This is a genomic window from Actinomadura syzygii, assembly GCF_008085905.1.
GTDB lineage: Bacteria > Actinomycetota > Actinomycetes > Streptosporangiales > Streptosporangiaceae > Spirillospora > Spirillospora syzygii.
On sequence record NZ_VSFF01000010.1, the window covers coordinates 237,896 to 261,858 of the forward strand.

The 23,963-nt window shown below is 70.9% G+C and carries 16 protein-coding genes; 9 read left to right on the forward strand and 7 right to left on the reverse strand.

Annotated features, from left to right (window positions below; translation table 11 throughout):
* Positions 1-26 precede the first annotated feature (26 nt).
* The 5 genes from FXF65_RS26475 (at position 27) to FXF65_RS26495 (ending at position 5,897) form a co-directional block, all read left to right on the forward strand.
* Positions 27-749: an amino acid ABC transporter ATP-binding protein gene (locus tag FXF65_RS26475; RefSeq protein ID WP_246199147.1), complete on the forward strand. Its 723-nt coding sequence runs from the start codon at positions 27-29 to the stop codon at positions 747-749.
* A gap of 106 nt (positions 750-855) precedes the next feature.
* A complete protein-coding gene (locus FXF65_RS26480) occupies positions 856-1,725 on the forward strand; it encodes a glutamate ABC transporter substrate-binding protein (RefSeq protein ID WP_148352739.1) in 870 nt (289 codons plus the stop codon).
* A gap of 143 nt (positions 1,726-1,868) precedes the next feature.
* Entirely contained in the window at positions 1,869-2,552 is a 684-nt protein-coding gene (locus FXF65_RS26485) for an amino acid ABC transporter permease (RefSeq protein WP_148352740.1), read from the forward strand.
* Positions 2,553-2,625: 73 nt separating this feature from the next.
* Positions 2,626-3,654 (forward strand): amino acid ABC transporter permease, encoded by a 1,029-nt coding sequence (locus FXF65_RS26490; protein ID WP_148352741.1) that lies wholly within the window; start codon positions 2,626-2,628, stop codon positions 3,652-3,654.
* 221 nt (positions 3,655-3,875) lie between these two features.
* Positions 3,876-5,897, forward strand: a complete 2,022-nt coding sequence (locus tag FXF65_RS26495) for a S9 family peptidase (protein WP_148352742.1) — start codon at positions 3,876-3,878, stop codon at positions 5,895-5,897.
* A gap of 105 nt (positions 5,898-6,002) precedes the next feature.
* Here FXF65_RS26495 and rny read toward each other — a convergent pair whose 3' ends face one another.
* The 3 genes from rny to recA all read right to left on the reverse strand — a co-directional run bounded on the left by rny (position 6,003) and on the right by recA (position 10,620).
* On the reverse strand, positions 6,003-7,574 hold the full coding sequence (gene rny / locus FXF65_RS26500; RefSeq protein ID WP_148352743.1) for a ribonuclease Y: 1,572 nt from the start codon (positions 7,572-7,574) through the stop codon (positions 6,003-6,005).
* A 729-nt stretch (positions 7,575-8,303) separates the two neighbouring features.
* Positions 8,304-8,924 (reverse strand): regulatory protein RecX, encoded by a 621-nt coding sequence (locus tag FXF65_RS26505; RefSeq protein ID WP_425458754.1) that lies wholly within the window; start codon positions 8,922-8,924, stop codon positions 8,304-8,306.
* Positions 8,925-9,498: 574 nt separating this feature from the next.
* Positions 9,499-10,620 carry a recombinase RecA gene (recA, locus tag FXF65_RS26510; RefSeq protein ID WP_148352745.1) on the reverse strand — a complete coding sequence of 374 codons (1,122 nt, stop codon included), beginning with the start codon at positions 10,618-10,620 and terminating at the stop codon, positions 9,499-9,501.
* Positions 10,621-10,861: 241 nt separating this feature from the next.
* Here recA and FXF65_RS26515 point away from each other — a divergent pair, with 241 nt between their 5' ends.
* Positions 10,862-11,731 (forward strand): ATP-grasp domain-containing protein, encoded by an 870-nt coding sequence (locus FXF65_RS26515; RefSeq protein WP_148352746.1) that lies wholly within the window; start codon positions 10,862-10,864, stop codon positions 11,729-11,731.
* A 61-nt stretch (positions 11,732-11,792) separates the two neighbouring features.
* On the opposite strand, the gene FXF65_RS26520 is transcribed toward FXF65_RS26515, so the two are convergent.
* Together FXF65_RS26520 and FXF65_RS26525 are read right to left on the reverse strand one after the other, a co-directional pair.
* Positions 11,793-11,987 (reverse strand): DUF3046 domain-containing protein, encoded by a 195-nt coding sequence (locus FXF65_RS26520; RefSeq protein ID WP_148352747.1) that lies wholly within the window; start codon positions 11,985-11,987, stop codon positions 11,793-11,795.
* Between the two features lie 9 nt (positions 11,988-11,996).
* Complete coding sequence (locus tag FXF65_RS26525; protein WP_148352748.1) at positions 11,997-13,256, reverse strand: alpha/beta hydrolase; 1,260 nt, start codon at positions 13,254-13,256, stop codon at positions 11,997-11,999.
* Positions 13,257-13,384: 128 nt separating this feature from the next.
* Here FXF65_RS26525 and FXF65_RS44810 point away from each other — a divergent pair, with 128 nt between their 5' ends.
* A complete protein-coding gene (locus tag FXF65_RS44810) occupies positions 13,385-18,265 on the forward strand; it encodes an Lhr family helicase (RefSeq protein ID WP_222868750.1) in 4,881 nt (1,626 codons plus the stop codon).
* Between the two features lie 134 nt (positions 18,266-18,399).
* Here the strand turns inward: FXF65_RS44810 and secA2 are convergent, their stop codons facing one another.
* Positions 18,400-20,727, reverse strand: a complete 2,328-nt coding sequence (gene secA2, locus FXF65_RS26540) for an accessory Sec system translocase SecA2 (RefSeq protein WP_148352749.1) — start codon at positions 20,725-20,727, stop codon at positions 18,400-18,402.
* A gap of 232 nt (positions 20,728-20,959) precedes the next feature.
* Here secA2 and FXF65_RS45980 point away from each other — a divergent pair, with 232 nt between their 5' ends.
* Complete coding sequence (locus tag FXF65_RS45980) at positions 20,960-21,091, forward strand: hypothetical protein (RefSeq protein ID WP_255220025.1); 132 nt, start codon at positions 20,960-20,962, stop codon at positions 21,089-21,091.
* A 110-nt stretch (positions 21,092-21,201) separates the two neighbouring features.
* On the opposite strand, the gene FXF65_RS26545 is transcribed toward FXF65_RS45980, so the two are convergent.
* Complete coding sequence (locus tag FXF65_RS26545; protein ID WP_148352750.1) at positions 21,202-22,428, reverse strand: ROK family transcriptional regulator; 1,227 nt, start codon at positions 22,426-22,428, stop codon at positions 21,202-21,204.
* A gap of 252 nt (positions 22,429-22,680) precedes the next feature.
* On the opposite strand from FXF65_RS26545, the gene FXF65_RS26550 reads away from it, so the two are divergent.
* Positions 22,681-23,952, forward strand: coding sequence for an extracellular solute-binding protein (locus FXF65_RS26550; RefSeq protein WP_148352751.1), 1,272 nt, complete (start codon positions 22,681-22,683; stop codon positions 23,950-23,952).
* Positions 23,953-23,963 lie beyond the last annotated feature (11 nt).

A 23,963-nucleotide genomic window follows, 5' to 3' on the forward strand; every position in this document is an offset into this window, starting at 1 on the left:
CCTCGGACGCCGGAAGGCCCCTCGTCGTGGTCGAGCACGTCGACAAGCACTTCGGCGAGCTGCACGTCCTGAAGGACATCAACCTGACCGTCAACTCGGGCGAGGTCGTCGTCGTCATCGGCCCGTCCGGGGGCGGGAAGTCGACCCTGTGCAGGTCGATCAACAGGCTGGAGCCCATCGACGGGGGGAAGATCCTCGTCGACGGCAAGGAGCTGCCGCAGGAGGGCAAGGAGCTGGCGAAGCTCCGCGCCGACGTGGGCATGGTGTTCCAGTCGTTCAACCTGTTCGCCCACAAGACGATCCTGGAGAACGTCACGCTCGGGCCGATCAAGGTCCGCAAGCAGGGCAAGCAGGAGTCCGAGAAGCACGCGATGGAGCTGCTCGACCGGGTCGGGATCGCCAACCAGGCCCACAAGTACCCCGCCCAGCTGTCGGGCGGGCAGCAGCAGCGGGCGGCGATCGCGCGTTCCCTCGCGATGCGGCCGAAGGTGATGCTCTTCGACGAGCCGACCTCCGCGCTCGACCCAGAGATGGTCAACGAGGTGCTCGACGTCATGACGGGCCTCGCCCGCGAGGGCATGACGATGATCGTCGTCACGCACGAGATGGGCTTCGCGCGCAGAGCGGCGCAGAAGGTCGTCTTCATGGCGGACGGCCAGATCGTGGAGGAGAACACTCCCGACGAGTTCTTCACCAACGCGCGCACCGATCGCGCCAAGGACTTCCTTTCGAAGATCCTCACGCACTGAACCAGTTTCGCCCGACGTCTCCGCGGCGACCTGGACCATTCAGCCGGCAGCGGACGAAATGGTTCGCGCAGCGGGGGCCCCGGCAGAGAGCAGAGGTAGAGGAGAAATGCGAGTACGTCGTTTCGGCGCCCTCATCGGGGCGGGGATGGCGCTGTCACTGGCGCTCAGTGCGTGTGGCAGCGACACGGAGAAGACCGAGGCAAAGACGGTCGTCCAGAAGGCCAAGGACGACAAGAAGCTGACGATCGGCATCAAGTTCGACCAGCCCGCGCTCGGGCTGAAGAAGCCCGACGGCTCCTACGACGGCTTCGACGTCGACGTCGCCAAGTACGTCGCGAAGGAGCTCGGCGTCCCGGAGAGCGGCATCACGTTCAAGGAGACGACCTCCGCGAACCGCGAGTCGTTCCTCGGCGGCGGCCAGGTCGACCTCGTGTTCGCCACCTACTCGATCACCGAGGCGCGCAAGGCGCAGGTGACCTTCGGCGGCCCCTACTACGTCGCCCACCAGGACACGATGGTCCAGGCCAGCAACACCGACATCAAGAAGGCCGCCGACCTCAAGGGCAAGAAGCTGTGCAAGGCGGCCGGGTCCAACTCGTTCCGCCGCGTCACCGAGGGCCCGCCGGACGGCAAGCTCAACATCAAGGGCGTCACGCTCGTCGACGCGAGCAGCTACTCCGACTGCGCGGCGAAGCTCCAGTCGGGCGCGCTGGACGCGGTCAGCACCGACGACCTGATCCTGGCCGGCTTCGCCGCCCAGCAGAAGGGCAAGTTCAAGGTCATCAACGACCCCTTCACCGACGAGAAGTACGGCGTCGGCATCAAGAAGGGCGACAAGGAGACCTGCGAGGCCGTCAACCAGGCCATCACCAAGATGTACTCGGACGGGACCGCGAAGACCTACCTGGAGAAGCACTTCTCGGGCACCGGGCTGAAGCTCGTCACGACCGTCCCGCAGATGGAAGGCTGCAGCTGATCCGAGACGCCCCGGCCGGGCGTCCGATCGCGGCGCCCGCTCCGAGGACGAGACGTCACGCGGCGCACTCGCCGGGACCGCGCGGTCCCCGGCGGGGCGCCCGCGTGGCCCGACCCGCTGGAACGCCATGGAACTGCTGAGCAATGTTTGACTTCGGCCCGTTCTTCGACAACTTCGACGAGATCCTCAACGGGTTCTGGGGCACCGTGAAGCTGGCCGCCGTCTCGGCGGTGCTCTCCCTCCTGATCGGCACGGTCCTCGCGAGCTTCCGGGTCGCCCCGGTCCCGCTGCTGCGCGTGCTCGGCACCGCGTACGTCAACGTCGTCCGCAACACTCCTCTCACGCTCGTGCTGCTGATGTGCAGCCTCGGGCTCAACGACGTCCTGGCGCTGACCTTCTCCGACAACCCCGGCACCACCTACTACTGGTGGGCGGTGCTCGGCCTGTCCGGGTACACCGGGGCGTTCGTCTGCGAGTCGCTGCGCGCGGGCATCAACACGGTGCCGCTCGGCCAGGCGGAGGCGGCCCGCTCGATCGGGCTGACCTTCACCCAGTCGCTGCGGATCATCATCCTCCCGCAGGCGTTCCGCGCCGTGATCGCGCCGCTGGGCAGCGTCTTCATCGCGATGATCAAGAACACGACGGTGGCGTCCGCGGCAAGCTACGCCGAGGCCGCGGCGGCCATGAAGAGCCTGCTCGACCTGCCGTCCTTCACCAGCGGTGCGCTCCCGCTGTTCATCGGCGTCGCCATCGGCTTCATGATCCTCACACTGCCGACCGGCTTCTTCTTCGGCTGGTTGCACAAGCGGATGGCGGTGGCCCGATGACCGGACCGGAGCGAGGATCATCGGGCCACCGGCTCGGGGGTCCGGGGGGCGCCCCCCGGAAAGGCAGGGCCCGATGAGTAAAGAAGCGACCGTCCTGTTCGACGTTCCGGGGCCGCGTGCGCGGGCGCGGAACAGGATCGTGGCCGTCATCACGACGGCGGTGCTGCTGGCGCTGTTCGCCGCGCTCGTCTGGCGCTTCAACGAGAAGGGCCAGTTCGCGGGCGAGTTGTGGAGCCCGTTCACCAAGTGGACAGTCTGGGACAAGCTGATCCTGCCCGGCCTCTGGAACACGCTGAAGGCCGCGGCCGTGGCCGCCGTGCTGGCGCTGGTGTTCGGCGTCGTCTTCGGCCTGGCCCGGCTCTCGGACCACTGGTGGATCCGGGTCCCCGCCGGGGTCGTCGTGGAGTTCTTCCGCGCGATCCCGCTGCTGATCCTGATCTTCCTGGCGTTCTTCATCCCGAACAAGATCAGCCCGTCGATCGCCGAGTCGTCGTTCGGGACGCTGCAGCGCGTCCTGGTCGACAACTTCTTCTCGCTCTTCGGCGTGCAGATCAACGCCGGGACGATCACCGTGCCGGCGTTCGCCGCGGTCGTGTTCGGCCTGGTGATGTACAACGGCTCGGTGCTCGCCGAGGTGGTCCGCGCGGGCGTGCAGTCGATCCCGAAGGGGCAGTCGGAGGCCGCCTACTCCGTCGGCCTGCGCAAGAACGGCGTGCTGCGGCTGGTGCTGCTGCCGCAGGCCGTGACGGTGATGATGCCGGCGATCGTGAGCCAGCTCGTCGTCCTGCTGAAGGACACCGCGCTCGGGTTCATCATCGCCTACTCCGAACTGCTGTCCGCCGGGTTCCGGGAGGTGCCCGCCAACTTCCACAACAACAAGATCCAGGCGGGCATCGTCGTCGCCGTGATCTACATCGCGCTGAACATGTCGGTGAGCAGGCTCGCCACCTGGCTGGAGGCGCGCAGCCGCCGCAGCCGCAAGACGGAGGCGAGGACCATGGGCGGCGACATGGGCGCGCCGCCCGCCCCGGGCATGTCGGCGGGCGGGGGCGCCCCGATCGTGCCGGGCTCCGGCTACTCGGGCGCCCAGGGCGCCGTCTGAGCCCTCCGCGCCGCACTGGACGGCGCCGACCGGTCTCCACCGGTCGGCGCCGTCTTCGCGTCAGCACCGCTTCGCGGGGCGCGGGCGGCGGACGGGAGGGCCGCCGCGTGCCGGAATTGCGGCTCAGCGTGAGAGTTCCCAAGTCGTCGGCGTGTATCTTTCCGAGTTCAAACCGCCCGTCATGGCCCCAACCCGTCCCCGTATGCGGGACGATTCCTGGTATGACCGCTCGTGCGACCCTCCCCTACGGCTCCTGGCCCTCCCCCATCTCCGCAGCCGACGTCGCCCGCGCCCGGCTGCGCCTCAGTTTCCCCACCGTCTCGGGCAGCGACGTGTGGTGGCAGGAGACGCGACCCGAGGAGGGCGGTCGAACGACGGTCGTCCATCTGAAGGGCGGTCACCGCACCGAACTCCTCCATGCGCCCTGGGACGCGCGGACGCGCGTCCACGAGTACGGCGGGCGGTCGTACCTGCCCGTCCGCACCGAGTCCGGGCCGTCGATCGTGTTCTCCAACTACGAGGACCAGCGGCTCCACCGGTTGGACGAGGGCGACCCGAAGCCGTACCCGCTGACCCCCGAGCCCGCCGTCCCGGCCGGGCTGCGCTTCGCCGACTACGTCCTGTCCCCCGACGGGACGGAGATCTGGTGCGTCTGCGAGGGCCACATCGCCGAGCCGCGGGAGCAGCCGGAGGGGGCCGACGCTCCCGCGGACGACAAGCCCGCGGGCACCGGGATCCGGCGCGCGATCGTCGCCGTCCCGCTGGACGGCAGCGCCGCCGAGGACGCCGGCGCCATCCGCGAGCTGGTCACCGGCGCCGGTTTCTACGCCTCGCCCGCGCCGTCGCCGGGCGGCGGCCACCTGGCGTGGGTGCAGTGGAACCACCCGCGCATGCCGTGGGACGGCACCGAGCTGCGCGTCGCCGCCCTGGAGGACGGCGCGGCGGTCGCGCCCCGCACCGTCAAGGGCGGCCTCACCGAGTCGGCGCTCGCGCCGCTGTGGCGGGACGACGAGTCCCTGTACGTCATCTCCGACTGGCCGGGCTGGTGGAACATCTACCAGGTCGGGCTGCACGGCGAGTCGCCGCAGGCGCTGTACCCGGCGGAGGAGGAGTTCGCCGGGCCGCTGTGGCACCTCGGCGGCATGCCGTACGCGCTGCTCGGGGACGGGCGGCTCGCCGTCCTGCACGGCGAGGGCGACCTGCGGCTCGGCGTCTACGACCCGGAGACGCTCGACCTCATCGACCTGGACGTCCCGTACGAGCACTGGCAGACCGCGCTGTCCACGGACGGCGGGACGATCGTCGGCATCGCGGGCGGCCCCGACCTGCCGACCTCGGTCGTCCGGGTCGACACCACGACCGGGCGGGTCGAGGGCCTGCGCCGCGAACTCGCCGAGGTCCCGGACGTGGCGTACCTGTCGAAGCCCCGCGCCGAGCAGGTGGACGGGCCGTTCGGACGTCCCGTCCACGCCTACGTCTTCCCGCCCGCCAACCCCGAGGCCGCCGGGCCCGAGGGCGAGCTGCCGCCGTACGTCGTGTTCGTGCACGGCGGTCCGACCGGGCGCGTGTCCAAGGCACTCGATTTGGAACGCGCCTACTTCACCAGCCGCGGCATCGGCGTCATCGACGTCAACTACGGCGGGTCGACCGGGCACGGCCGCGCCTACCGCGAGCGGCTGCGCCGCCAGTGGGGCGTCGTCGACGTCGAGGACGCCGTCGCCGCCGCGCGCTTCCTCATCGACGGCGGCATCGCCGACCCGGCCCGGCTCGCGATCCGCGGCGGCTCCGCCGGCGGCTGGACGACGCTCGCCGCGATCACCCAGACCGACGTGTTCAAGGCCGCGACGTCCTACTACGGGATCAGCGACCTGCAGAGTTTCGCCGCCGCCACCCACGACTTCGAGTCGCACTACCTGTTCGGGCTGATCGGGCCGCTGCCCGGATTCGAGCGCGCCTACGAGGAGCGGTCGCCGCTCGGGCACGCCGACCGGACGGCCTGCCCCGTCCTGCTCCTCCAGGGCCTGAACGACCCGGTCGTCCCGGCGGACCAGTCGGAGCGCTTCGCGGCCGCGCTCGCCGCGAAGAAGACCCCGTACGCCTACCTGACGTTCGAGGGCGAGTCGCACGGCTTCCGGCGCGCCGACACGGTGATCCGCTGCCTGGAGGCGGAGCTGGCGTTCTACGGCCAGACGCTCGGCTTCGAGCCGCGCGGCGTCCAGCCGATCACCCTGACCGTGGCCTGACCCGCACACCCGTCCGCCCCGACTCCAGAGCCGGGACGGGCGGGGCCGCCTGGGCGGTCACCGGCCGGAGCGGTCACCGGCCGGAGCGGTCAATGGGCAGCGCGGTCAGCGGGCGAACTCGATGGCGCGGGACTCGCGGACGACGGTGACGCGGATCTGGCCCGGGTAGGTCAGCTCGTCCTCGACCTGCTTGGCGATGTCCCGCGCGATGACCTGCGCCTGGATGTCATCGACGGAGTCGGGCTTCACCATCACCCGGATCTCCCGCCCGGCCTGCATCGCGAAGACCTTCTCGACGCCCTCGTGCTTGTCGCGGGCGATCTCCTCCAGCCGCTCCAGGCGCTTGACGTACGCCTCCAGCGACTCGCGGCGCGCTCCCGGACGGCTGCCGCTGATCGCGTCCGCCGCCTGGGTGAGCACCGCCTCCACCGTCCGGACCTCGACCTCGTTGTGGTGCGCCTCGATCGCGTGGACGACGTCCTCGTGCTCGCCGTACCTGCGGGCGATCTCCGCGCCGATCAGCGCGTGGCTGCCCTCAACCTCGTGGGTGAGCGCCTTGCCGATGTCGTGCAGCAGCGTGCACCGCTTCGCGATCTCCACCGGCAGCCGCAGCTCGCCCGCCATGATCCCGGCGAGGTGCGCGGACTCGATCAGGTGCTTCAGGACGTTCTGCCCGTACGACGTCCGGTACCGGAGCTGCCCGAGCAGGGCGATCAGCTCCGGGTGCATGTCGCCGATGCCGACCTCGACCAGCGCGTCCTCGCCCGACCGGACGCAGAGCTGCTCCACGTCGCTCTTGCTGCGCTCGTAGATCTCCTCGATGCGCTGCGGGTGGATCCGGCCGTCCAGGACGAGCTTCTCCAGCGTCAGCCGCCCGACCTCGCGGCGCACCGGGTCGAAGCAGCTCAGCAGCACCGCCTCGGGTGTGTCGTCGATGATCAGGTTGACGCCGGTCGTCGTCTCGAACGCGCGGATGTTGCGGCCCTCGCGGCCGATGATCCGGCCCTTCATCTCGTCGCTCGGCAGGTGCAGCACGGACACCACGGACTCGGCGGTCTGCTCGCTCGCCACCCGCTGGATGGCCAGCGTCACGATCTTGCGGGCGCGCTTCTCGCCCTCCGCCCGCGCGGTGTTCTCGATCTCCCGGACGATCGGGATCGACTCCCGCTTCGCCTGGTTCTCGATCGCCGCGACCAGTTCGCCCTTGGCCTGCTCGGCGGTGAGCCCGGCGGCGCCCTCCAGCACCCTGCGCCGCTCCTCCTCGACGCCGTCGAGCTCTTCCTTGCGGGTCTCAAGCGACTTCTTCGTCTCGGCGAGGCGTCCGGACCACTCCTCCAGGCGGCGGACCTCGCCGTCCAGCCGCTGCTCCCGCTCGGCGAGGCGGGCCTCCCGGCGCTCCAGGTCCTCCCGGACGGCGCGGAGGTCGTCGCGGAGCGTACGGCCCTCGTCCTCGGCCTCCGCGCGGGCCGTCGCGGCGATCTCGCGCGCGTCCCGCTCGCCCTTCTCCAGGACGGCCGCGGCCTGGCGTTCGGCCCGCGTCCGGATCTCGTCGGCCTCGCTGTGCGCCCGGGCCAGCTCCGCCGCGGCCTTGCCGGGAGTGCCCGGCCGCCGCGACACGAGGATCACGAGAGCGACCAGGGTCACCAGCAGCGCTGCACCCAGCAGGACGCTCTCCATGAGGCAGATCCTTCCTCGCCGCGGGTCCGTCCGGAGTCGGGACCCTGCCTAGCGAGGATTTACTCGCGCTCAGCGGACGACCGAAGGCACGACCAAGCTGGGCCGCGCACCGCGCGCACCCGGTGATTCGGCCGCTTCCGGTCGGCGAACGTGTCCTGTATGCCTCTCAGCCGCTGGAACGTGCTCGGTCGTATGGCAATCCGCGAGACGCGGAGTAACTCCTCACTGCCGTAACGGTAAGCGGCATGGAGGTAATGAGCAAGCAAACGCAGGGCATTCCGGACTAACCGAACGTCAACGTGAGTCCTTCCTTACCGCCCTTCCTGACCGCTTTCAGCCCCCTGACCTGCCCCGGAACACCGGGTCAGACCCACCCCCCACCCCGCCGTTCCAGCCACCCCCCATGTCACCAACACGCCACACACCCCCCAACCACCCCACCGAACCCCCCGACTTGACACGCCCAACAGCCAAGCCACCACGCGGTAACGGCCTGTCAGGAGCACAGCGGCCCGACAACCACGGCTCGGCACGAACGCCATGAGGACAAGCCCCCCGAACGCGCCAACCGCGATGGCAGGTCCCCCTGGCGGGGGGATGGCATGGCGAGCGGACTCGACAGTTGAGGCGGCGGGTCCCCCTTCGTGAGGGTGGGTCGGACTTGCTTGGTCGGTCGGGGACGAGGGTTCGGGACCGGTGCCCTCTTCTTCTGTCAGAGGCGGGTTCGGCTCAGTCGCTCGGGGGCGGGGGTTCGGGGAGGGCTTCGGGGTCGGCGCCCTCTTCGGCCAGGGCCTCTTTGACCAGGCGGTAGGAGAGGGCGGGTGAGTAGCCCTTGCGTGCGAGCATGCCCACCAGGCGGCGCATGCGTTTGGTCGGGTCGGCGCCTCTGGTGGACCGGAGCTTGCGGTTCACGAGGGCGCGGGCGGTGTGTTCCTCCTGCTCCGGGTCGAGGGCGTCGACGGCGTCGTTGACTGTCTCGTCCGCGACGCCGCGACGGCGAAGTTCGGCGGCGAGAGCACGCTTCGCCAGCCCACGCCCGGTGTGCCTGGACTGCACCCACGCCTGGGCGAACGCCTCATCGTCGATCAGCCCAGCGGCGGTGAGACGGTCGAGAACGCGCTCAGCGACGTCATCGGGGACGCTCTTCCGCCGCAACGCGTCCGCGAGCTGAGCCCGCGTGCGAGGGGACGACGTGAGTAGACGCAAGCAGTGCTCCCGCGCAGCAGCCTCCCCACCCGCCGCACCAGGAGCGCCCGCCACCCCGCCCGATGACCTACGACCCGATGACTTGGCACCCGATGACTTGCGCCCCGGTGACTTGCCACCCAGCGACTGACCGCCCGGCAGCACAGCACCCGTTGCCTCGGCAGCGCCCGCCGACTCAATGCCCGCCGACTCCACGCCCTGGGGAAGCATGCCCGGCCGTTCGACGCCCTGCGGCGCCGTACTCCACGGACTTGTGTCCGCCGACTCCACGGCTTCCGGAAGTGCGCCCTGTGGAAGGGTGTCCGGTCGTTCGGTGCTCTGTGGCACCGTGCCCCACGGGTTCGTGCTCACCGACTCCGCGTCCGGCAGCGTTGTGCCCGGTGACTCGGCGTCTGCTGGCTTCGAACCTGGGCGTGCCGTGCGCGGTCGTTCGGCGCTCTGCGGTGCTGGGCCGCCCCACAACCCCGTGCCTTGCGACTCCGTGGCCCATGGTGCCGTGTCCGGAGGCATGGGGGCTGGCCGCTTGGGCGGTGGTGGGTCTGGTTGGTCGGTGGTCATGGTGTCGTGGGCCCGGGTGGGGCGGGGGGCCTGGGAGCGGCGGCGCCGTCGGGGAAGGTCCGCGCACCGGTCGTGTGGTGTCGGGTAGGGCGCCGCCGCCCTGCATAAGAGATCATCGCTTACTCATCGTCAAGAGTCACCCTTATCGGGGCATTCTCCGTCAGGAATCACCCGGCTTGGCCTTGGCCGCCTTCCGGCTCACGGGCTTGGCGGCCGGCGTGATGGTCGGGACGGCGGGCGGCGCGGGGGTCCCGTCCGGGGTGGACGGCTCGGCCTCCTTGTCGACCTTCGGGCCGATGCCGAGCTTCTCCTTGATCTTCTTCTCGATGCCGTCCGCGAGGTCGGGGTTGGCCTTGAGGAAGTTGCGGGCGTTCTCCTTGCCCTGGCCGAGCTGGTCGCCGTCGTAGGTGTACCAGGCGCCCGACTTGCGGACGAAGCCGTGCTCCACGCCGAGGTCGATCAGGCCGCCCTCGCGGCTGATGCCCTGGCCGTACAGCAGGTCGAAGTCGGCGACGCGGAACGGCGGGGCCATCTTGTTCTTGACGACCTTGACGCGGACGCGGTTGCCCACGGCCTCGGTGCCGTCCTTGAGGGTCTCGATGCGGCGCACGTCCAGCCGGACGGAGGCGTAGAACTTCAGCGCCCGGCCGCCGGTGGTGGTCTCCGGGGAGCCGAACATGACGCCGACCTTCTCGCGGAGCTGGTTGATGAAGATGGCGGTGGTCTTGGTCTGGTTGATCGCGCCGGTGAGCTTGCGCAGCGCCTGCGACATGAGGCGGGCCTGGAGGCCGACGTGGCTGTCGCCCATCTCGCCCTCGATCTCGGCGCGCGGGACGAGCGCGGCGACCGAGTCGATGACGATGACGTCGATCGCGCCGGAGCGGATCAGCATGTCGGTGATCTCCAGCGCCTGCTCACCGGTGTCGGGCTGGGAGACCAGCAGCGCGTCGATGTCGACGCCGAGCTTGGACGCGTACTCGGGGTCGAGCGCGTGCTCGGCGTCGACGAACGCGGCGATGCCGCCCTTCTTCTGCACGCTCGCGACGGCGTGCAGCGCGAGCGACGACTTGCCGGAGCCCTCGGGGCCGTACACCTCGACGACCCGGCCGCGCGGCAGGCCGCCGATGCCGAGCGCGATGTCGAGGGAGATGGCGCCGGTGGGGATGATCTCGACGGGCGCGCGCGCCTCCTCGCCCATCCGCATGACCGATCCCTTGCCGAACTGCCGCTCGATCTGGGCGAGTGCGGTTTCGAGAGCCTTCTCCCGGTCGTTCGCTGCCATTGAGATGTCCTTCTCGTCGTGACTGTCGGCTCTCGGCCGCTGCTTGCGATGTCGAGGGCGACGTTACGGCGGGCCTCCGACACTTTCGAGTCGCCGGCGCGATTGTGGATAACGCCGCGTGCCGCACCAGCGTACCGAACATCCGTTCGATCATCGTCTGATACGTCGATTCGCGTGGATTCTCCGTGCGTTCCGTGCTCTGGACCCCGTACGCTGGCGCCGTCCACGGAGGGTTCCAATCATGACGCTGACCGTTCTCTTCTGCGTCGATCCGCTCCACCCTCGGCGCGTTGACCCCCATTTCTCCCGCGAGGCCGCGGCCGTGCGGGACCACTACGGCGAGATCGCCCTGATCGACCACGACGCGGTTCGGCGCGGCGACGTGGACGACGCGGTCCGTGCGGTGCCCCCCGATCTGGGCCCCGTCTGGTACCGCGGCTGGATGGTAACCGCGGCGGAGTACGCCGCGATGTCCGCGGCCTTGAAGCAGCGCGGGACGGTACTGCTCACACATCCTGACGACTACCGGCGCGCACACGAACTGCCCGGCTGGCATGACACGTTCGCCGGACTGACCCCGCACAGTGTGTGGCGTCCCCTCCGACCGGGCCAGGACCCAGGCGACCTGAGCGAACTCGGGGAACTCGTCCGGTCGCTGCAGAACGGACCGGGCATCGTCAAGGACTACGTGAAGTCGTGCAAACACGAATGGGAGGAGGCGTGCTTCGTCCCGGACGTGAGAAATCTCGCTCAGCTCCACCACATCGCCTCCAAGATGGTCGCTCTGCGGGACGAGCATCTGACCGGGGGGCTCGTCGTGCGCGAGTTCGAGCACTACGACGGCGACGGTGAGGCACGGGTGTGGTGGGTGGACGGCGAGCCCGCACTGGTGGGGCCGCATCCCGACAGCCCTGGCGTGGAGCCCGATCCCGACCTGGACATCGTGGCCCCGGCCGTGCGCGCGCTCGGCTGCCGGTTCATCACGACCGATCTCGCCCGCCGGACGGACGGCGCGTGGCGCGTGGTGGAGGTCGGCGACGGTCAGGTCAGCGATCTGCCCACGTCCGTGGACGCGATGGACCTCTACGCCCACCTGCCCGTTCCGGACTGACCCTCGAAGGACACGCACGGCACGCCCGCCCCTCGCCGCCTACCGTGACGGGCCGCCCCCGCTATCGGAGCGTGGAGGGGACGTCGAACGTGGCGACGACGGCCTGCCAGACCTTCTTGGCGGACTCGCCGTCGGCGAGGGCCTGCTCGATGGTGCGGCCGTCCAGTTCGGCCATGACGTAGTCCTTGGCGACGCTCTCGGCATAGGCCTCGCCGAACTGCTGCCTCATCCGATCCCAGAAGACTGTGAGCCGCACCTGTCCACGCTATCCGACGGACCGGCCCCCCAAGGACCGCACGATCTCACCGGGCACCCCGGTACCGGTCTCCTGGCGGTGCAGGCCGGTCAGGTAGCGCTCGACCGCTTCGATGACGCGGGCCGTCCGGTAGGACGGGAAGACGTCGAACGCGTGCTGAGCGCCCTTCATTTCTGCGTAGATGACGGGTGCGGCTGAGACGTCCCGTAGCTGTTCGACGAATCGGTGTGCCTCCGCCACGGGGATTAGTGAGTCGCGGCTGCCGTGGACGACGAAGAAGGGCGGCACGTCCTCGCGGATGTACGTGACCGGGGAAGCCTTGGCGTACACCTCCGGGTTGGCAGCGAAAGGCTGCTTGATGACCATCCGTTCCAGGAGGTGTGTGGAGCCCATGGGACGTGGCCATGGCCCGGCCTCGAAGAAGTTGTAGACGCCGTAGAACGGGACGGCCCCGCGCACGGTCGTGTCGACGTCCTCGAAGCCCGGCTGGAATTCCGGCAGGTTCGCGGTCAGCGCGACCATCGCGGTGAGGTGCCCACCAGCCGAGCCGCCCGTCACGCACAGGAAATCGGGGTCGGCTCCGTATTCCTCGGCGTGCTGCCTGTACCAGGCGATGAAGTACTTGAGGTCGATCAGGTGCTCGGGCCAGGTGGCGCGTGGGCTCAGCCGGTAGTTGACGTTGAAGCCGACCCAGCCCTGGACGGCCATGTGGTTGAGGAGCGGCAGCCCTTGCTCGCGCTTGTCCCCGATCACCCACCCACCGCCGTGAATCTGCATGAGCCCGGGGCGCAACCGGCCCTCACCATCGGGACGGTAGACGTCCACTTTCAGGCGCAGCCGTCCGTCCTCCCTGTACACGATGTTGCGTTCGACGCGCACGCCCCTGCGCGGGATCAGGCACAGCGGCGGCACGACCAAGTGCGCGAGCGGATAACGGGGGGCGTCCTCCGGATCCAGGTCGAGGGGTGCGCCGCAGTCCCGCAGGGTGACGACCGTACGGCGGGTGGCGAAAATCGTGGCCGCGAGACCCGCCATGCCAGCGACGGCAAGGACGAGCCCAAGCCAGCCTGCCCAGCCGTCCAGTCCGCCGAACACGGCTGTGAGCGTGGTCGCCACCGCCCAGAGGGCGAGCACATGCGGAGCCATCTCGATGGTCAGCCAACCGCAGAAGAAGCTGGGCACGAGCAGGACGATGTCGCGCCGGGGAGAGTGCGCGTTGGCCGCGGCCAGAGCGAACAGGATCCCGAGAGCGAGGAGGACGTAGGGCATCGCGGCTCCCTGAAGAGTCCTGAGGGCGGGTGCACTACCCGTAGACCTTGCCCGGACAAGTGCTTGCTTACAATGTGACGCGCGCCACCCGGCGGCGGAATGTCAGACCCGCGAGGCACTATGGCGCCATGGCCGGTGACGTGCTCGAACGCTTCTCTCCCGCGACCCGCGAGTGGTTCGCCGGGGCGTTCGCCGCGCCCACCCCGGCCCAGGCCGGGGCGTGGGAGTCGATCTCGAGCGGCGACGACACGCTCGTCGTGGCGCCGACCGGCTCCGGCAAGACCCTCGCCGCGTTCCTGTGGTCGCTCGACCGGCTCGCGACCGGCGACGACCCGGCCGAGCCGCTGCGCCGCTGCCGCGTCCTGTACGTGTCGCCGCTGAAGGCCCTCGCCGTCGACGTCGAGCGCAACCTGCGCGCACCGCTGACCGGCATCCGGCACGCGGCGCGCCGCCTCGGCCTGCCCGAGCCGGGCGTCCGCGTCGGGATGCGGTCGGGCGACACCCCGGCCGACGAGCGCCGCCGGCTGGCCGTGAAACCGCCCGACATCCTGATCACGACGCCGGAGTCGCTGTTCCTGATCCTCACCTCGCAGGCGCGCGAGTCGCTGCGCGGCGTCGAGACCGTCATCGTCGACGAGGTGCACGCGGTGGCGGGCACCAAGCGCGGCGCGCACCTGGCGCTGTCCCTCGAACGCCTGGACGCCCTGCTCGAACGTCCGGCCCAGCGCATCGGGCTGTCGGCGACCGTCCGACCGACCGACGAGGTGGCGGCCTTCCTGGGCGGGACGAAGCCCGCCGCCGTCGTCCAGCCGCCCTCGGACAAGGTGTTCGACCTCGACATCGTCGTCCCCGTGGAGGACATGGGCGAGGTCGGCCAGTTCGTCGACGACTCCGGCACGGCCGACGCACGCCAGCGCAGCATCTGGCCCCATGTCGAAGACCGTTTGCTCGACCTCATCCAAGCGCACCGCTCCACGCTGGTGTTCGCCAACTCCCGGCGGTTGGCGGAGAGGCTCTGCGGACGCCTGAACGAACTCGCCTACGAGCGTGCGACCGGTGCACCCCTCCCCGAGAACCATTCCCCTGCCGAATTGATGGCCGAGGCGGGGTCGGCCAAGGGCGCGCCTTCAGAAATCGCCCGTGCGCACCACGGTTCCGTGTCCAAGGAGGAGCGGGCGGGCATCGAGAACGCGCTGAAGGAAGGTCGCCTACCGGCGGTCGTGGCGACGTCCAGCCTGGAGTTGGGCATCGATATGGGGGCCGTCGACCTGGTCGTCCAGGTGGAGTCGCCGCCGTCGGTCGCCAATGGGCTCCAACGGGTCGGGCGCGCGGGCCACCAGGTGGGTGCCGTGTCCAAGGGGGTCATCTTCCCCAAGTACCGGGGCGACCTCGTCCAGACGGCGGTGGTGGCCGAACGCATGCGCGGCGGCGAGATCGAGGAACTGCGCTACCCGCGCAACCCGCTTGACGTCCTCGCACAGCAGATCGTCGCCATGGTCGCCATGGACGAGTGGACCGTCGACGACCTGGAGTCGCTGGTCAAGCGGGCGGCCCCCTACGCGACGCTCCCCCGCTCGGCGCTTGAGGCCACCCTGGACATGCTCGCCGGGCGCTATCCCAGCGACGAGTTCGGCGAACTCCGTCCCCGCCTCGTCTGGGACCGCGTGACCGGCATACTGCGCGAACGTCCGGGGGCACAGCGTCTCGCGGTGACCAGCGGGGGGACGATCCCAGACCGCGGCCTGTTCGGAGTGTTCCTCGTCGGTGAGAAGGCGTCCCGGGTGGGCGAACTCGATGAGGAAATGGTCTACGAGTCACGTGTGGGAGACGTGTTCGTCCTCGGCGCGAGTTCGTGGCGCATCGAGGACATCACCCCCGACCGCGTCCTCGTCTCCCCCGCGCCGGGCCAGCCGGGCAAGCTCCCGTTCTGGCACGGCGACACGCTCGGACGTCCCGCCGAACTGGGCCGGGCGCTCGGATCGTTCACCCGCGAGCTGTCCGCCCTGCCCGCGGACGACGCCCGCGCACGCGTCACCGCCGCCGGGCTGGACGACTGGGCCTCCGCCAACCTCGTCTCCTACGTCACCGAGCAGCGGGAGGCCACGGGCCACGTCCCCGACGACCGGACGATGGTCGTCGAACGGTTCCGCGACGAACTCGGCGACTGGCGTATGGTCGTCCACTCGCCGCTGGGCGCGCGGCTGCACGCGCCCTGGGCCCTCGCCATAGCGGGCCGCCTGCGCGAACGGTACGGAGTCGACGGGCAGGCCATGCACGCCGACGACGGCATCGTGATCCGCATCCCCGACATGGACGAGCCACCTGGCCTCGACCTCGCCGTCTTCGACGCCGACGACATCGAGCGCATCGTGGTGGACGAGCTGGGCGGCTCCGCCTTGTTCGCCGCCCGGTTCCGTGAATGCGCGGCGCGTTCACTGCTGCTGCCGCGCCGCCGTCCTGACAAGCGCATGCCGCTCTGGCAGCAACGCCAGCGGGCCGCGCAACTGCTGGCCGTCGCCAGCAAGTACCCGTCGTTCCCCATCGTTCTGGAGACGATGCGGGAATGCCTGCAGGACGTGTTCGACGTCCCTGGCCTGGTGCAGCTCATGCGCGACATGTCCGGACGCAAGGTCCGCATGGTCGAGGTGGAGACGCCCGAGCCGTCGCCCTACGCACGCTCCTTGCTGTTCCGGTACATCGGCGCGTTCATGTACGAGGGCGACTCGCCCCTCGCCGAACGCCGCGCCCAGGCCCTCGCGCTCGACTCTGCGCTGCTCGCCGAACTGCTCGGCCAGGCCGACCTGCGCGAACTGCTCGACCCCGACGCGGTGGCCGAGATCGAACGCGAACTCCAACGCCTCACCGCAGACCGCCGCGCCCGCGACATGGAGGGCGTCGCCGACCTCCTCCGCACCCTCGGCCCGCTAACCACAACGGAAGTCGCCGAACGCACTAATCCCGGCGCACGCACCGGTGCCAGGCAACGCATCGATACCGCCGAAAGCACTGGGCGCACCGAAGCCGAAGACACCGGTATCGCTGAAAGCACCGATGCGGAACGCACCGGCACCGCTGAACACGCCGATGCCGCCGAGCACGCCGAAATCGCCGATACCGAACGCGCCAGCACGGCTGATCGCGCCGATGCCGCCGAGCACGCGGAAGACGCCGGTGCCACCGCGCCCGCCAGTGCCACCGAACTCGCTAGGGCTACCGAGCCTGGCAGGGCCACCGAACGCGCTGGTACCGGCGAAGGCGGCGGGGGTGTCGAGCCCGGGATGCTGGTTCAGGCGTCGCGGTGGTTGGCTGAATTGGAGGCGACGCGGCGGGCGATCCGGGTGCGGATCGCGGGCGAGGAACGGTGGGCCGCGATCGAGGACGCCGGACGGCTCCGCGACGCGCTCGGCGCGCCGCTGCCGGTGGGCATCCCGGAGGCGTTCCTCGAACCGGTCGACGACCCGCTCGGCGACCTGATCTCCCGCTACGGGCGCACCCACGGCCCGTTCCGGGCAGGCGATCCCGCCGCGCGCTTCGGCCTCGGCGTGGCCGTAGTCGTCGAGACGCTGCGCAGGCTGGCCGGAGCCGGACGCGTCGCCGAGGGCGAGTTCCTCCCCGTCGAGACCGTGTCGGGCCCGCTGACCGGCGAATGGTGCGACACCGGCGTGCTGCGGACGCTCCGCCGCCGCTCGCTGGCCCGGCTGCGCGCCGAGGTCGAACCGTCCCCGCCCGAGGCGCTCGGCCGGTTCCTGCCGGTCTGGCACGGCATCACCGGCGGGTCCCGGCTGCGCGGCGTCGACGCGCTCGTCCAGGCGGTCGAGCAGTTGCAGGGCGCGGCGGTGCCCGCGTCCGCGCTGGAGTCGCTGGTGCTGCCCTCGCGCGTGCCCGGCTACTCCCCCGCCATGCTGGACGAGCTGACGTCCGCGGGCGAGGTCGTGTGGGCGGGCCAGGGCGGGCTGCCGGGCGGCGACGGCTGGGTGGCGCTCTACCTGGCCGACACCGCGCCGCTGCTGATGCCGGAGCCCGCGGAGATCACCCTCACGCCCGTCCACCAGGCCGTCCTGGACACGCTCGGCGACGGCGGCGCGCTCTTCTTCCGGACGCTCTCCGACCGCGTCAACCAGCACGTCACCGCCAACGACCCCGACCTCGTGACCGCCGTCTGGGACCTCGTCTGGTCCGGGCACCTCACCAACGACACCATGGCTCCGCTGCGCGCGGCGCTCGGCTCGGGGCGTCCGACGCACCGGTCACGGTCGACCCGTCGTGGACGTCCCGTCATGCCCTCCCGGACGGGTCCGCCCACGGTCGGTGGACGCTGGTGGCCGCTCCCCCAGCGCGAATCCACGGCCACCTTGCGTTCGCATGCACTCGCGGAGGCGCTGCTTGAGCGGTACGGCATCGTCATCCGCGGCGCGGTCGCGGCCGAGCGCACGCCCGGCGGGTTCTCCGCCGTCTACCCGGTGCTGCGGGCGTTCGAGGAGACCGGCCGGTGCCGCCGCGGCTACTTCGTCGAGGGCCTGGGCGCCGCGCAGTTCGCCCTGCCCGGCGCCGTCGACCGGCTGCGGGCGCTCCGTCCAGGACCGGTCGCGCCGGACGACATCTCCGCGCTCTGGGAGACGCCCCCCAAGCCCGCCGACCGGGCGCTCATCCTGGCCGCCGCCGACCCCGCCAACCCGTACGGCGCGGCCCTCCCCTGGCCCGAACGCGACGACGAGGTCGCCAGCGGCCACAAGCCCGGCCGCAAGGCGGGCGCCCTGGTAGCGCTGGTCGAGGGCCGCCTCGTCCTCTACGTCGAACGCGGCGGCCGGACGCTCTTGACCTGGGACGACGACCCCACCGTCCTGCAACCGGCGGTCGACGCACTGGCCCTCGCCGTCCGCGAGGGCGCACTCGGCAAGCTCACCGTCGAACGCGCCGACGGCACAGCGATCACCGACTCCCCGCTAGCCGCCGCCCTGGAATCAGCAGGCTTCCACCCAACCCCCCGCGGCCTCCGCCTCCGCACCTGACCCCCGCGCCGCGTCGTCCAGGGCCGCCTGCCCCGCGGTCTGCGCGGCCGTGCCCAGTCCCTGGAGACGGACGGTCTGAAGCGGTGCCGTCGACGCGGTGCCGTCGACGCGGTGCCGCTGGTGCGAAGGTGGGGTTAGTGGCGGCGGGGCTTGAACATGTTGATCAGGCCGCGGAGGGCTCGTTCGTCGAGGGAGCCGAACGGGTTGTCGTGGACCAGGTACGTCCAGGTCGCCGAAGGGCGTTTCAAGTCGGCGGCGGAGAGGTCTATGCCGTCTTCGGAGGCGGTTAGTTCCTCGAACGCGGTGACGGAGCGCTTGCGGGCGTCGCCGAGGAGGCGTTTGCCTGCTGGGACTGCCTCGCGGTTGAACTCGACCAGTGGGTCCAGGCCCCGGCCTAGAGAGCGCAGGTGGATGCCTTCGCGCAGGTCGGTGAGGAAGGCGAGGTGCTCGGCCCAGCAGCGGTCCAGGTGGTACAGGACGATCTGCCGTGCCGCCGACGCCACCGCCGCGGCCCCCGCGATCTTCACCAGCTCCGCGTGCTTGTCCGGCGCGTCGGCGGACAGGGTCCGGTCGGCGGCGTCGCCGGTCAGGACGGCGGCGCGCTCGGTGAGCACCTCGCGGCGCTGGAGCCCGATCAGCTGGTTGTAGCGCCAGGTGTTGCGGTGCAGTTCGAGGTCGACGCCCTCGGCCACGCGCTGGGCGTGCCCGACGATCCAGTGCGCGCCCTTGTCGGTGATGAGCCCGTCGTCGGCGCCCGCCCGGGTCTTCTCGTCGGGGGCGTAGCGGGTGACGAGGTCGTCCTGGAGGCTCGTGAAGAAGACCGAGCCACCGGGGTCGCCCTGCCGTCCGGCGCGGCCTCTGAGCTGGTCGTCCAGGCGGCTGCTGTGGTAGCGGCCGGTCCCGATGACGAGGAGGCCGCCCGCGTCGGCGACCCGGTCGTGATCGGTGCCCGGCGCCTCCGCCGGGGCCGTGCCGGGCGGCGCGGACGGGCTGCCGCCGAGCCGGATGTCGGTCCCCCGCCCGGCCATCTGCGTGGAGACGGTGATCGCGCCGTGGGCCCCGGCCTCGGCGATGATCGCGGCCTCCTCGGCGTCGTTCTTGGCGTTGAGGACGACCCGGTCCAGCCCGGCGCGGGCGAGCCTGCGCGCGAGCCGCTCGGACTCGGCGACGTCCCCGGTGCCGACCAGGACCGGGCGCCCGGCGGCGTGCGCGGCGGAGATCGCCTCGACGATCGCGACCTCCTTGTCGGCGGAGGTCGCGTAGAGGCGGTCGGGCTCGTCGTCGCGGACGCACGGCCGGTTCGGCGGCACGACCGCGATCTCCAGCGAGTAGAACTCGGTGAGCTGGCCGGATACGGCCATCGCCGTCCCGGTCATGCCGCACCGGACGGGATAGCGCCCGACCAGTTCCTGGACGGTGATCGAGTCGAGGATCTCGCCGCTCGGCGACGCGGCGAGGGCCTCCTTCGCCTCGACGGCCGCCTGGAGGCCGTCCGGCCAGCGCTGCAGCAGCGCGACCCGGCCGCGCGACTCGCTGATCAGCTTGACCTCGCCGTTCCGGACGATGTAGTCGACGTCGCGGCTCAGCAGCACCTCGGCGTGCAGGGCGACGTTGACGGCGGTCAGGACGGCGAGGTTCTCCTGCGCGTAGAGGTCGAGGTCGAGGACGCGCTCCACCTCGCGCGCCCCCGCCGGGGTGAGCTGGACGTTCCGCGACTCGTCGTCGGCGGCGTAGTGCAGGCCGGGCCGCAGCCGCCGGACGAGGTCGGCGTACCGGGGGTCGGCGGCGTCGAGGTCGGCGGCGCCCGCGAGGACGAGCGGCACCATGGCCTCGTCCACCAGCACCGAGTCGGCCTCGTCGATCAGCGCGACGGACGGCTCGGGCAGCACGACGTCGCCGGCGTCGACGGCGAGCCGGTCGCGGAGGAGGTCGAAGCCGATCTCGCTGACCGGGGCGTAGGCGACGTCCGCGCGGTAGGCGGCGCGCCGCTCGTCCGGCGTGGACGACTGCCCGACCCACCCGACGGTGACGCCGAGCATCGCGTACAGCGGTCCCATCCACTCGGCGTCACGCCGCGCCAGATAATCGTTGACGGACATCACGTGAACCTGGCGTCCGCGCAAGGCGTATCCGGCGGCGGCGAGGGCGCCGGAGAGCGTCTTGCCCTCGCCGGTCGCCATCTCGGCCACGTGTCCGGACAGCAGCGCGAGCGTCCCGACGAGCTGGACGTCGAACGGCCGCTCGCCGAGCGTCCGCCGGGCGGCCTCGCGGCCGAGCGCGCACAGCTCGGCGAGGTCCTCCTCGCGGCGGAGGGCGGACGCGGCGGCGGTCAGCTCTTCGTCGGACAGCGCCCGGGCGCTGTCCTCGCGCTCGGCGGCCGCGGCGACCAGGGCGCGGAAGGGCGCGAGGTCGACGCTTCCGGGCTTCTGCACGAGCCGCCGCAGCCGCTCACGCAGCGCCATGGCACACCCTCGGTCGATCGGTCACGGTTCCCCCAACGGGCCGGTGCGTGACTGCGTTCCCACCATGATCCCAGGGCGCGACCCGCCTGTGGACCGAGGCCCTTCTCCCCACTTGGTCTGACACCGATTTCATTCCTCGGACGGATCCCTGACGAGTCTCTCGTTTGAGACCATGGGTTCATCACGGGGTTGCGGTGGCGGGGGGAACGCCGCCGCGGAACGGGGTTTCACCATGACACCTACGGCACGCAAGGCCGCCGCGCTCCGGCGCAGGCGCCAGATCATCAGTCAGACCGTCATCGACAGGGCGCTGAACGACCCGCGGCGCCTCCCGGAGCCGGCCGAGGCGACGTCCGCCAAGTAGGCAGGCCCGGACATCGGGGAAAATCCAGCGAGCGCCTCCGCCGTCGGCGGGGGCGCTTTCGCGTTCTCAGAGCTCAGAGCCCGTCCTGCAAAGGCCGGGGCCGCGCAGGGTCAGGACGCGCCCGCCGTCGAGAACACGTCGTCACGGGCCTGCACCAGCGCCGCGTACAGCGCTCCGCGCAGGACGGGGTTGCCCTCCACCCGGGTGACCGACACGGTCGGGCTGGTCGGGCTGATCCGCCCGACGATCTCCTCGATGCGGAGGGCGAGAGGCCGTCCGCCCGCCCGCCCGAGGCTGCCGGACAGCACCACGAGCCCCGGGTCGAGGACGATGTTCACCGAGGTCACGCCGTACGAGATGCGCCGGGCGAGATCGTCCAGGAACGCGCCGCCCCGGGTCTCGTCGGCGGCCGCCGCGCGCACGCACTCCACGGCGGTCGGCTCGGTGACGCCATGCTCGTGGGCGAGGGAGCGGACCGCGTCCGCGCCGACGAGGGCGCCGTAGCCGCCCGCGAGGGTCGGGATCCCCCAGGACGTCGACTCGGTGACGCCCTCGTCCACGGGGGCGCGGCGGGCGGAGCCGATCGGCAGCGGGGCGCCCGGCACGGGCAGGTACCCGATCTCGCCCGCGCCGCCCCACCGGCCGCGGTGCAGCCGTCCGCCGAGCATGACGGACAGACCCATGCCTCGGTCCAGCCACATCAGCGCGAAGTCGGGCGTGTCGTAGGCGACGCCGTAGGCCCGCTCGGCGATGGCGGCGAGGTTCACGTCGTTCTCGATGGTCACGGGACGGCGCAGGTCGGTCCGCAGCGCGGCGAGGACGCCCTCGTGCCAGGCGGGCAGGTCGAAGGAGAACTGCACGTCGCCGGAACGGGGGTCGACGACGCCGGGGGTGCCGATCACGAAGGCGCTCAACCTGGACAGCGCGACGCGGGCGGAGCGGCACGCCTTCACGACGGCGCTGTGCACCATCTTCACCGGCTCGTCGGCGCCGTTCGGATCCACGGTGACCTGGGCGACCAGGCGCCCGGTGATGTCGGCGACGCCAGCGGTGACGCCGTCCGGCCCGACCTCCAGGCCCGCGACATAGGCACTGGACGGGACGACCGCGTACAGCGCGGCGTTCGGGCCGCGGCCCCCCGCCTGCGAACCGACGACCGAGACCAGCCCGCGGTCCTCCAGGCGCGACAACAGCTGGGAGGCGGTTACCTTGGAGAGCCCGGTGTGCTCACCGATCTGCGCGCGGGTCAGCGGACCCTGGCGCACGAGCAGGTCCAGGGCCGCGCGATCGTTGAGCTCGCGCAGCAGCCTCGGCGTTCCCGGGCGGTTGGCGACCATGCTGGTACCCCTCGATGTCTCAATCCGCTAACGGCAGGTTTTGTTTAGGAAAGTTTCTTGTTAGTTTACGCCCAAGCGCCGACCGGTCCGGTACCCCGGGCCGGGGGCGCGCGCAGAGCGCGGACTGGCGAGCAGGGCGCCCGCGAGCGTTGCGAACGCGAGAGGGGCATGGCTGGGACCCTAAAGGGTCGCCATCTCCCCTCGCACCGCAGGCCACAAGGCCGCGCGAGGCGATGCCGGAAAGGATCCCCAGTGAAGTACATCAAGGTTGCGGCTACGGTGGCCGCGATCGCCCTGGCCGCCACGGCCTGCGGCGGCGACGACAAGGACGACAAGGGGAGCGCGGGGGCGAAGGACCCGGCTCAGCTCAAGGTCTGGATGATGGGCGAGGGAACGCCGGAGCAGACGAAGTTCCTGGACACCGTCGAGGCCGACTTCAAGACCAAGCACCCGAACACCGACGTGCAGATCAAGTACGTCCCGTGGCCGCAGGTCGCGACCACCTTCCAGAAGGCGGCGGCCGGCGGCGAGGGCCCGGACGTCACCGAGCTGGGCAACACCGACGTCCAGTCGCACATCGAGCAGGGCAACCTCGCCGAGATCAGCGACGAGTTCGGCGGCTGGGCCGACGGCAAGACGCTGAACAAGACCGCGCTGGAGAACGACCAGGCGAACAGCAAGACCTACGCGGTGCCGTGGTACGGCGGCGTCCGGGCCGTCTGGTACCGCACGGACTGGTTCCAGGAGCTGAACATCCAGCAGCCGAAGACCTGGGCCGAGCTCTCCGCCGCGGCGAAGAAGATCCAGGACTCCAAGAAGGTGCCGGGCATCGGCGTCCCGAGCGACCAGACCAACGCCCTCCTCAGCTTCATCTGGGGCAACAACGGCGAGGTCGCCACCAAGGACAACGACGCCTGGAAGGGCCAGCTCGACCAGCCCGCCGCCGTCGAGGCGGTCACCTTCTACGCCGGCCTCGTCAACAAGGACAAGGTCGCGCCGGAGAAGTACATCGGCAAGAACGAGCTGGAGGGCCCGCAGCGCGACTTCGCGCTCGGCAAGCTCGGCATGTACTTCGACGGGAGCTGGTCTCTCAAGGAGATGAAGAAGATCTCCGCGAAGAACGAGGCCAAGTGGGGCGTCTTCCCCATTCCCAGCAAGGCCGGCGGGAACGCTCCCGTGATGGCGGGCGGCTCCGACCTCGCCGTCTGGAAGGACAGCAAGGCCAAGGGCGCGGCGTTCGACTACATCACCGTGCTGAACAACGCCAAGAACGCCAAGGCGTGGGCCGACTACAGCGGCTTCTCGTCCATGCGCTCCGACGTGTCGTTCAGCGACCCGAAGCTGCAGATCTTCACCCAGATCGCGACGAACACCAAGTTCCCGCCGATCAGCGCCGGGTGGGGCGAGTTCGAGCAGGCCAAGAAGGTGCTGCCGAACGCGGTCAAGGCGATCATGCAGGGCAAGCCCGCGGACGCGGAGATGAAGAAGGCGAACGAGCAGGCCAACACCCTGCTGAACCCGTGATACCCGGCTGA

What these genes read in the sequence shown, in the direction of transcription:
- recA (WP_148352745.1), bottom strand. Translation starts at nt 10,620, where the DNA reads ATGGCAGCGAACGACCGGGAGAAGGCTCTCGAAACCGCACTCGCCCAG.
- FXF65_RS26525 (WP_148352748.1), bottom strand. Translation starts at nt 13,256, where the DNA reads ATGCCCTACGTCCTCCTCGCTCTCGGGATCCTGTTCGCTCTGGCCGCG.
- FXF65_RS26490 (WP_148352741.1), top strand. Translation starts at nt 2,626, where the DNA reads ATGAGTAAAGAAGCGACCGTCCTGTTCGACGTTCCGGGGCCGCGTGCG.
- FXF65_RS26485 (WP_148352740.1), top strand. Translation starts at nt 1,869, where the DNA reads ATGTTTGACTTCGGCCCGTTCTTCGACAACTTCGACGAGATCCTCAAC.
- FXF65_RS26515 (WP_148352746.1), top strand. Translation starts at nt 10,862, where the DNA reads ATGACGCTGACCGTTCTCTTCTGCGTCGATCCGCTCCACCCTCGGCGC.
- FXF65_RS26545 (WP_148352750.1), bottom strand. Translation starts at nt 22,428, where the DNA reads ATGGTCGCCAACCGCCCGGGAACGCCGAGGCTGCTGCGCGAGCTCAAC.
- FXF65_RS44810 (WP_222868750.1), top strand. Translation starts at nt 13,385, where the DNA reads ATGGCCGGTGACGTGCTCGAACGCTTCTCTCCCGCGACCCGCGAGTGG.
- rny (WP_148352743.1), bottom strand. Translation starts at nt 7,574, where the DNA reads ATGGAGAGCGTCCTGCTGGGTGCAGCGCTGCTGGTGACCCTGGTCGCT.
- secA2 (WP_148352749.1), bottom strand. Translation starts at nt 20,727, where the DNA reads ATGGCGCTGCGTGAGCGGCTGCGGCGGCTCGTGCAGAAGCCCGGAAGC.
- FXF65_RS45980 (WP_255220025.1), top strand. Translation starts at nt 20,960, where the DNA reads ATGACACCTACGGCACGCAAGGCCGCCGCGCTCCGGCGCAGGCGCCAG.
- FXF65_RS26495 (WP_148352742.1), top strand. Translation starts at nt 3,876, where the DNA reads ATGACCGCTCGTGCGACCCTCCCCTACGGCTCCTGGCCCTCCCCCATC.
- FXF65_RS26480 (WP_148352739.1), top strand. Translation starts at nt 856, where the DNA reads ATGCGAGTACGTCGTTTCGGCGCCCTCATCGGGGCGGGGATGGCGCTG.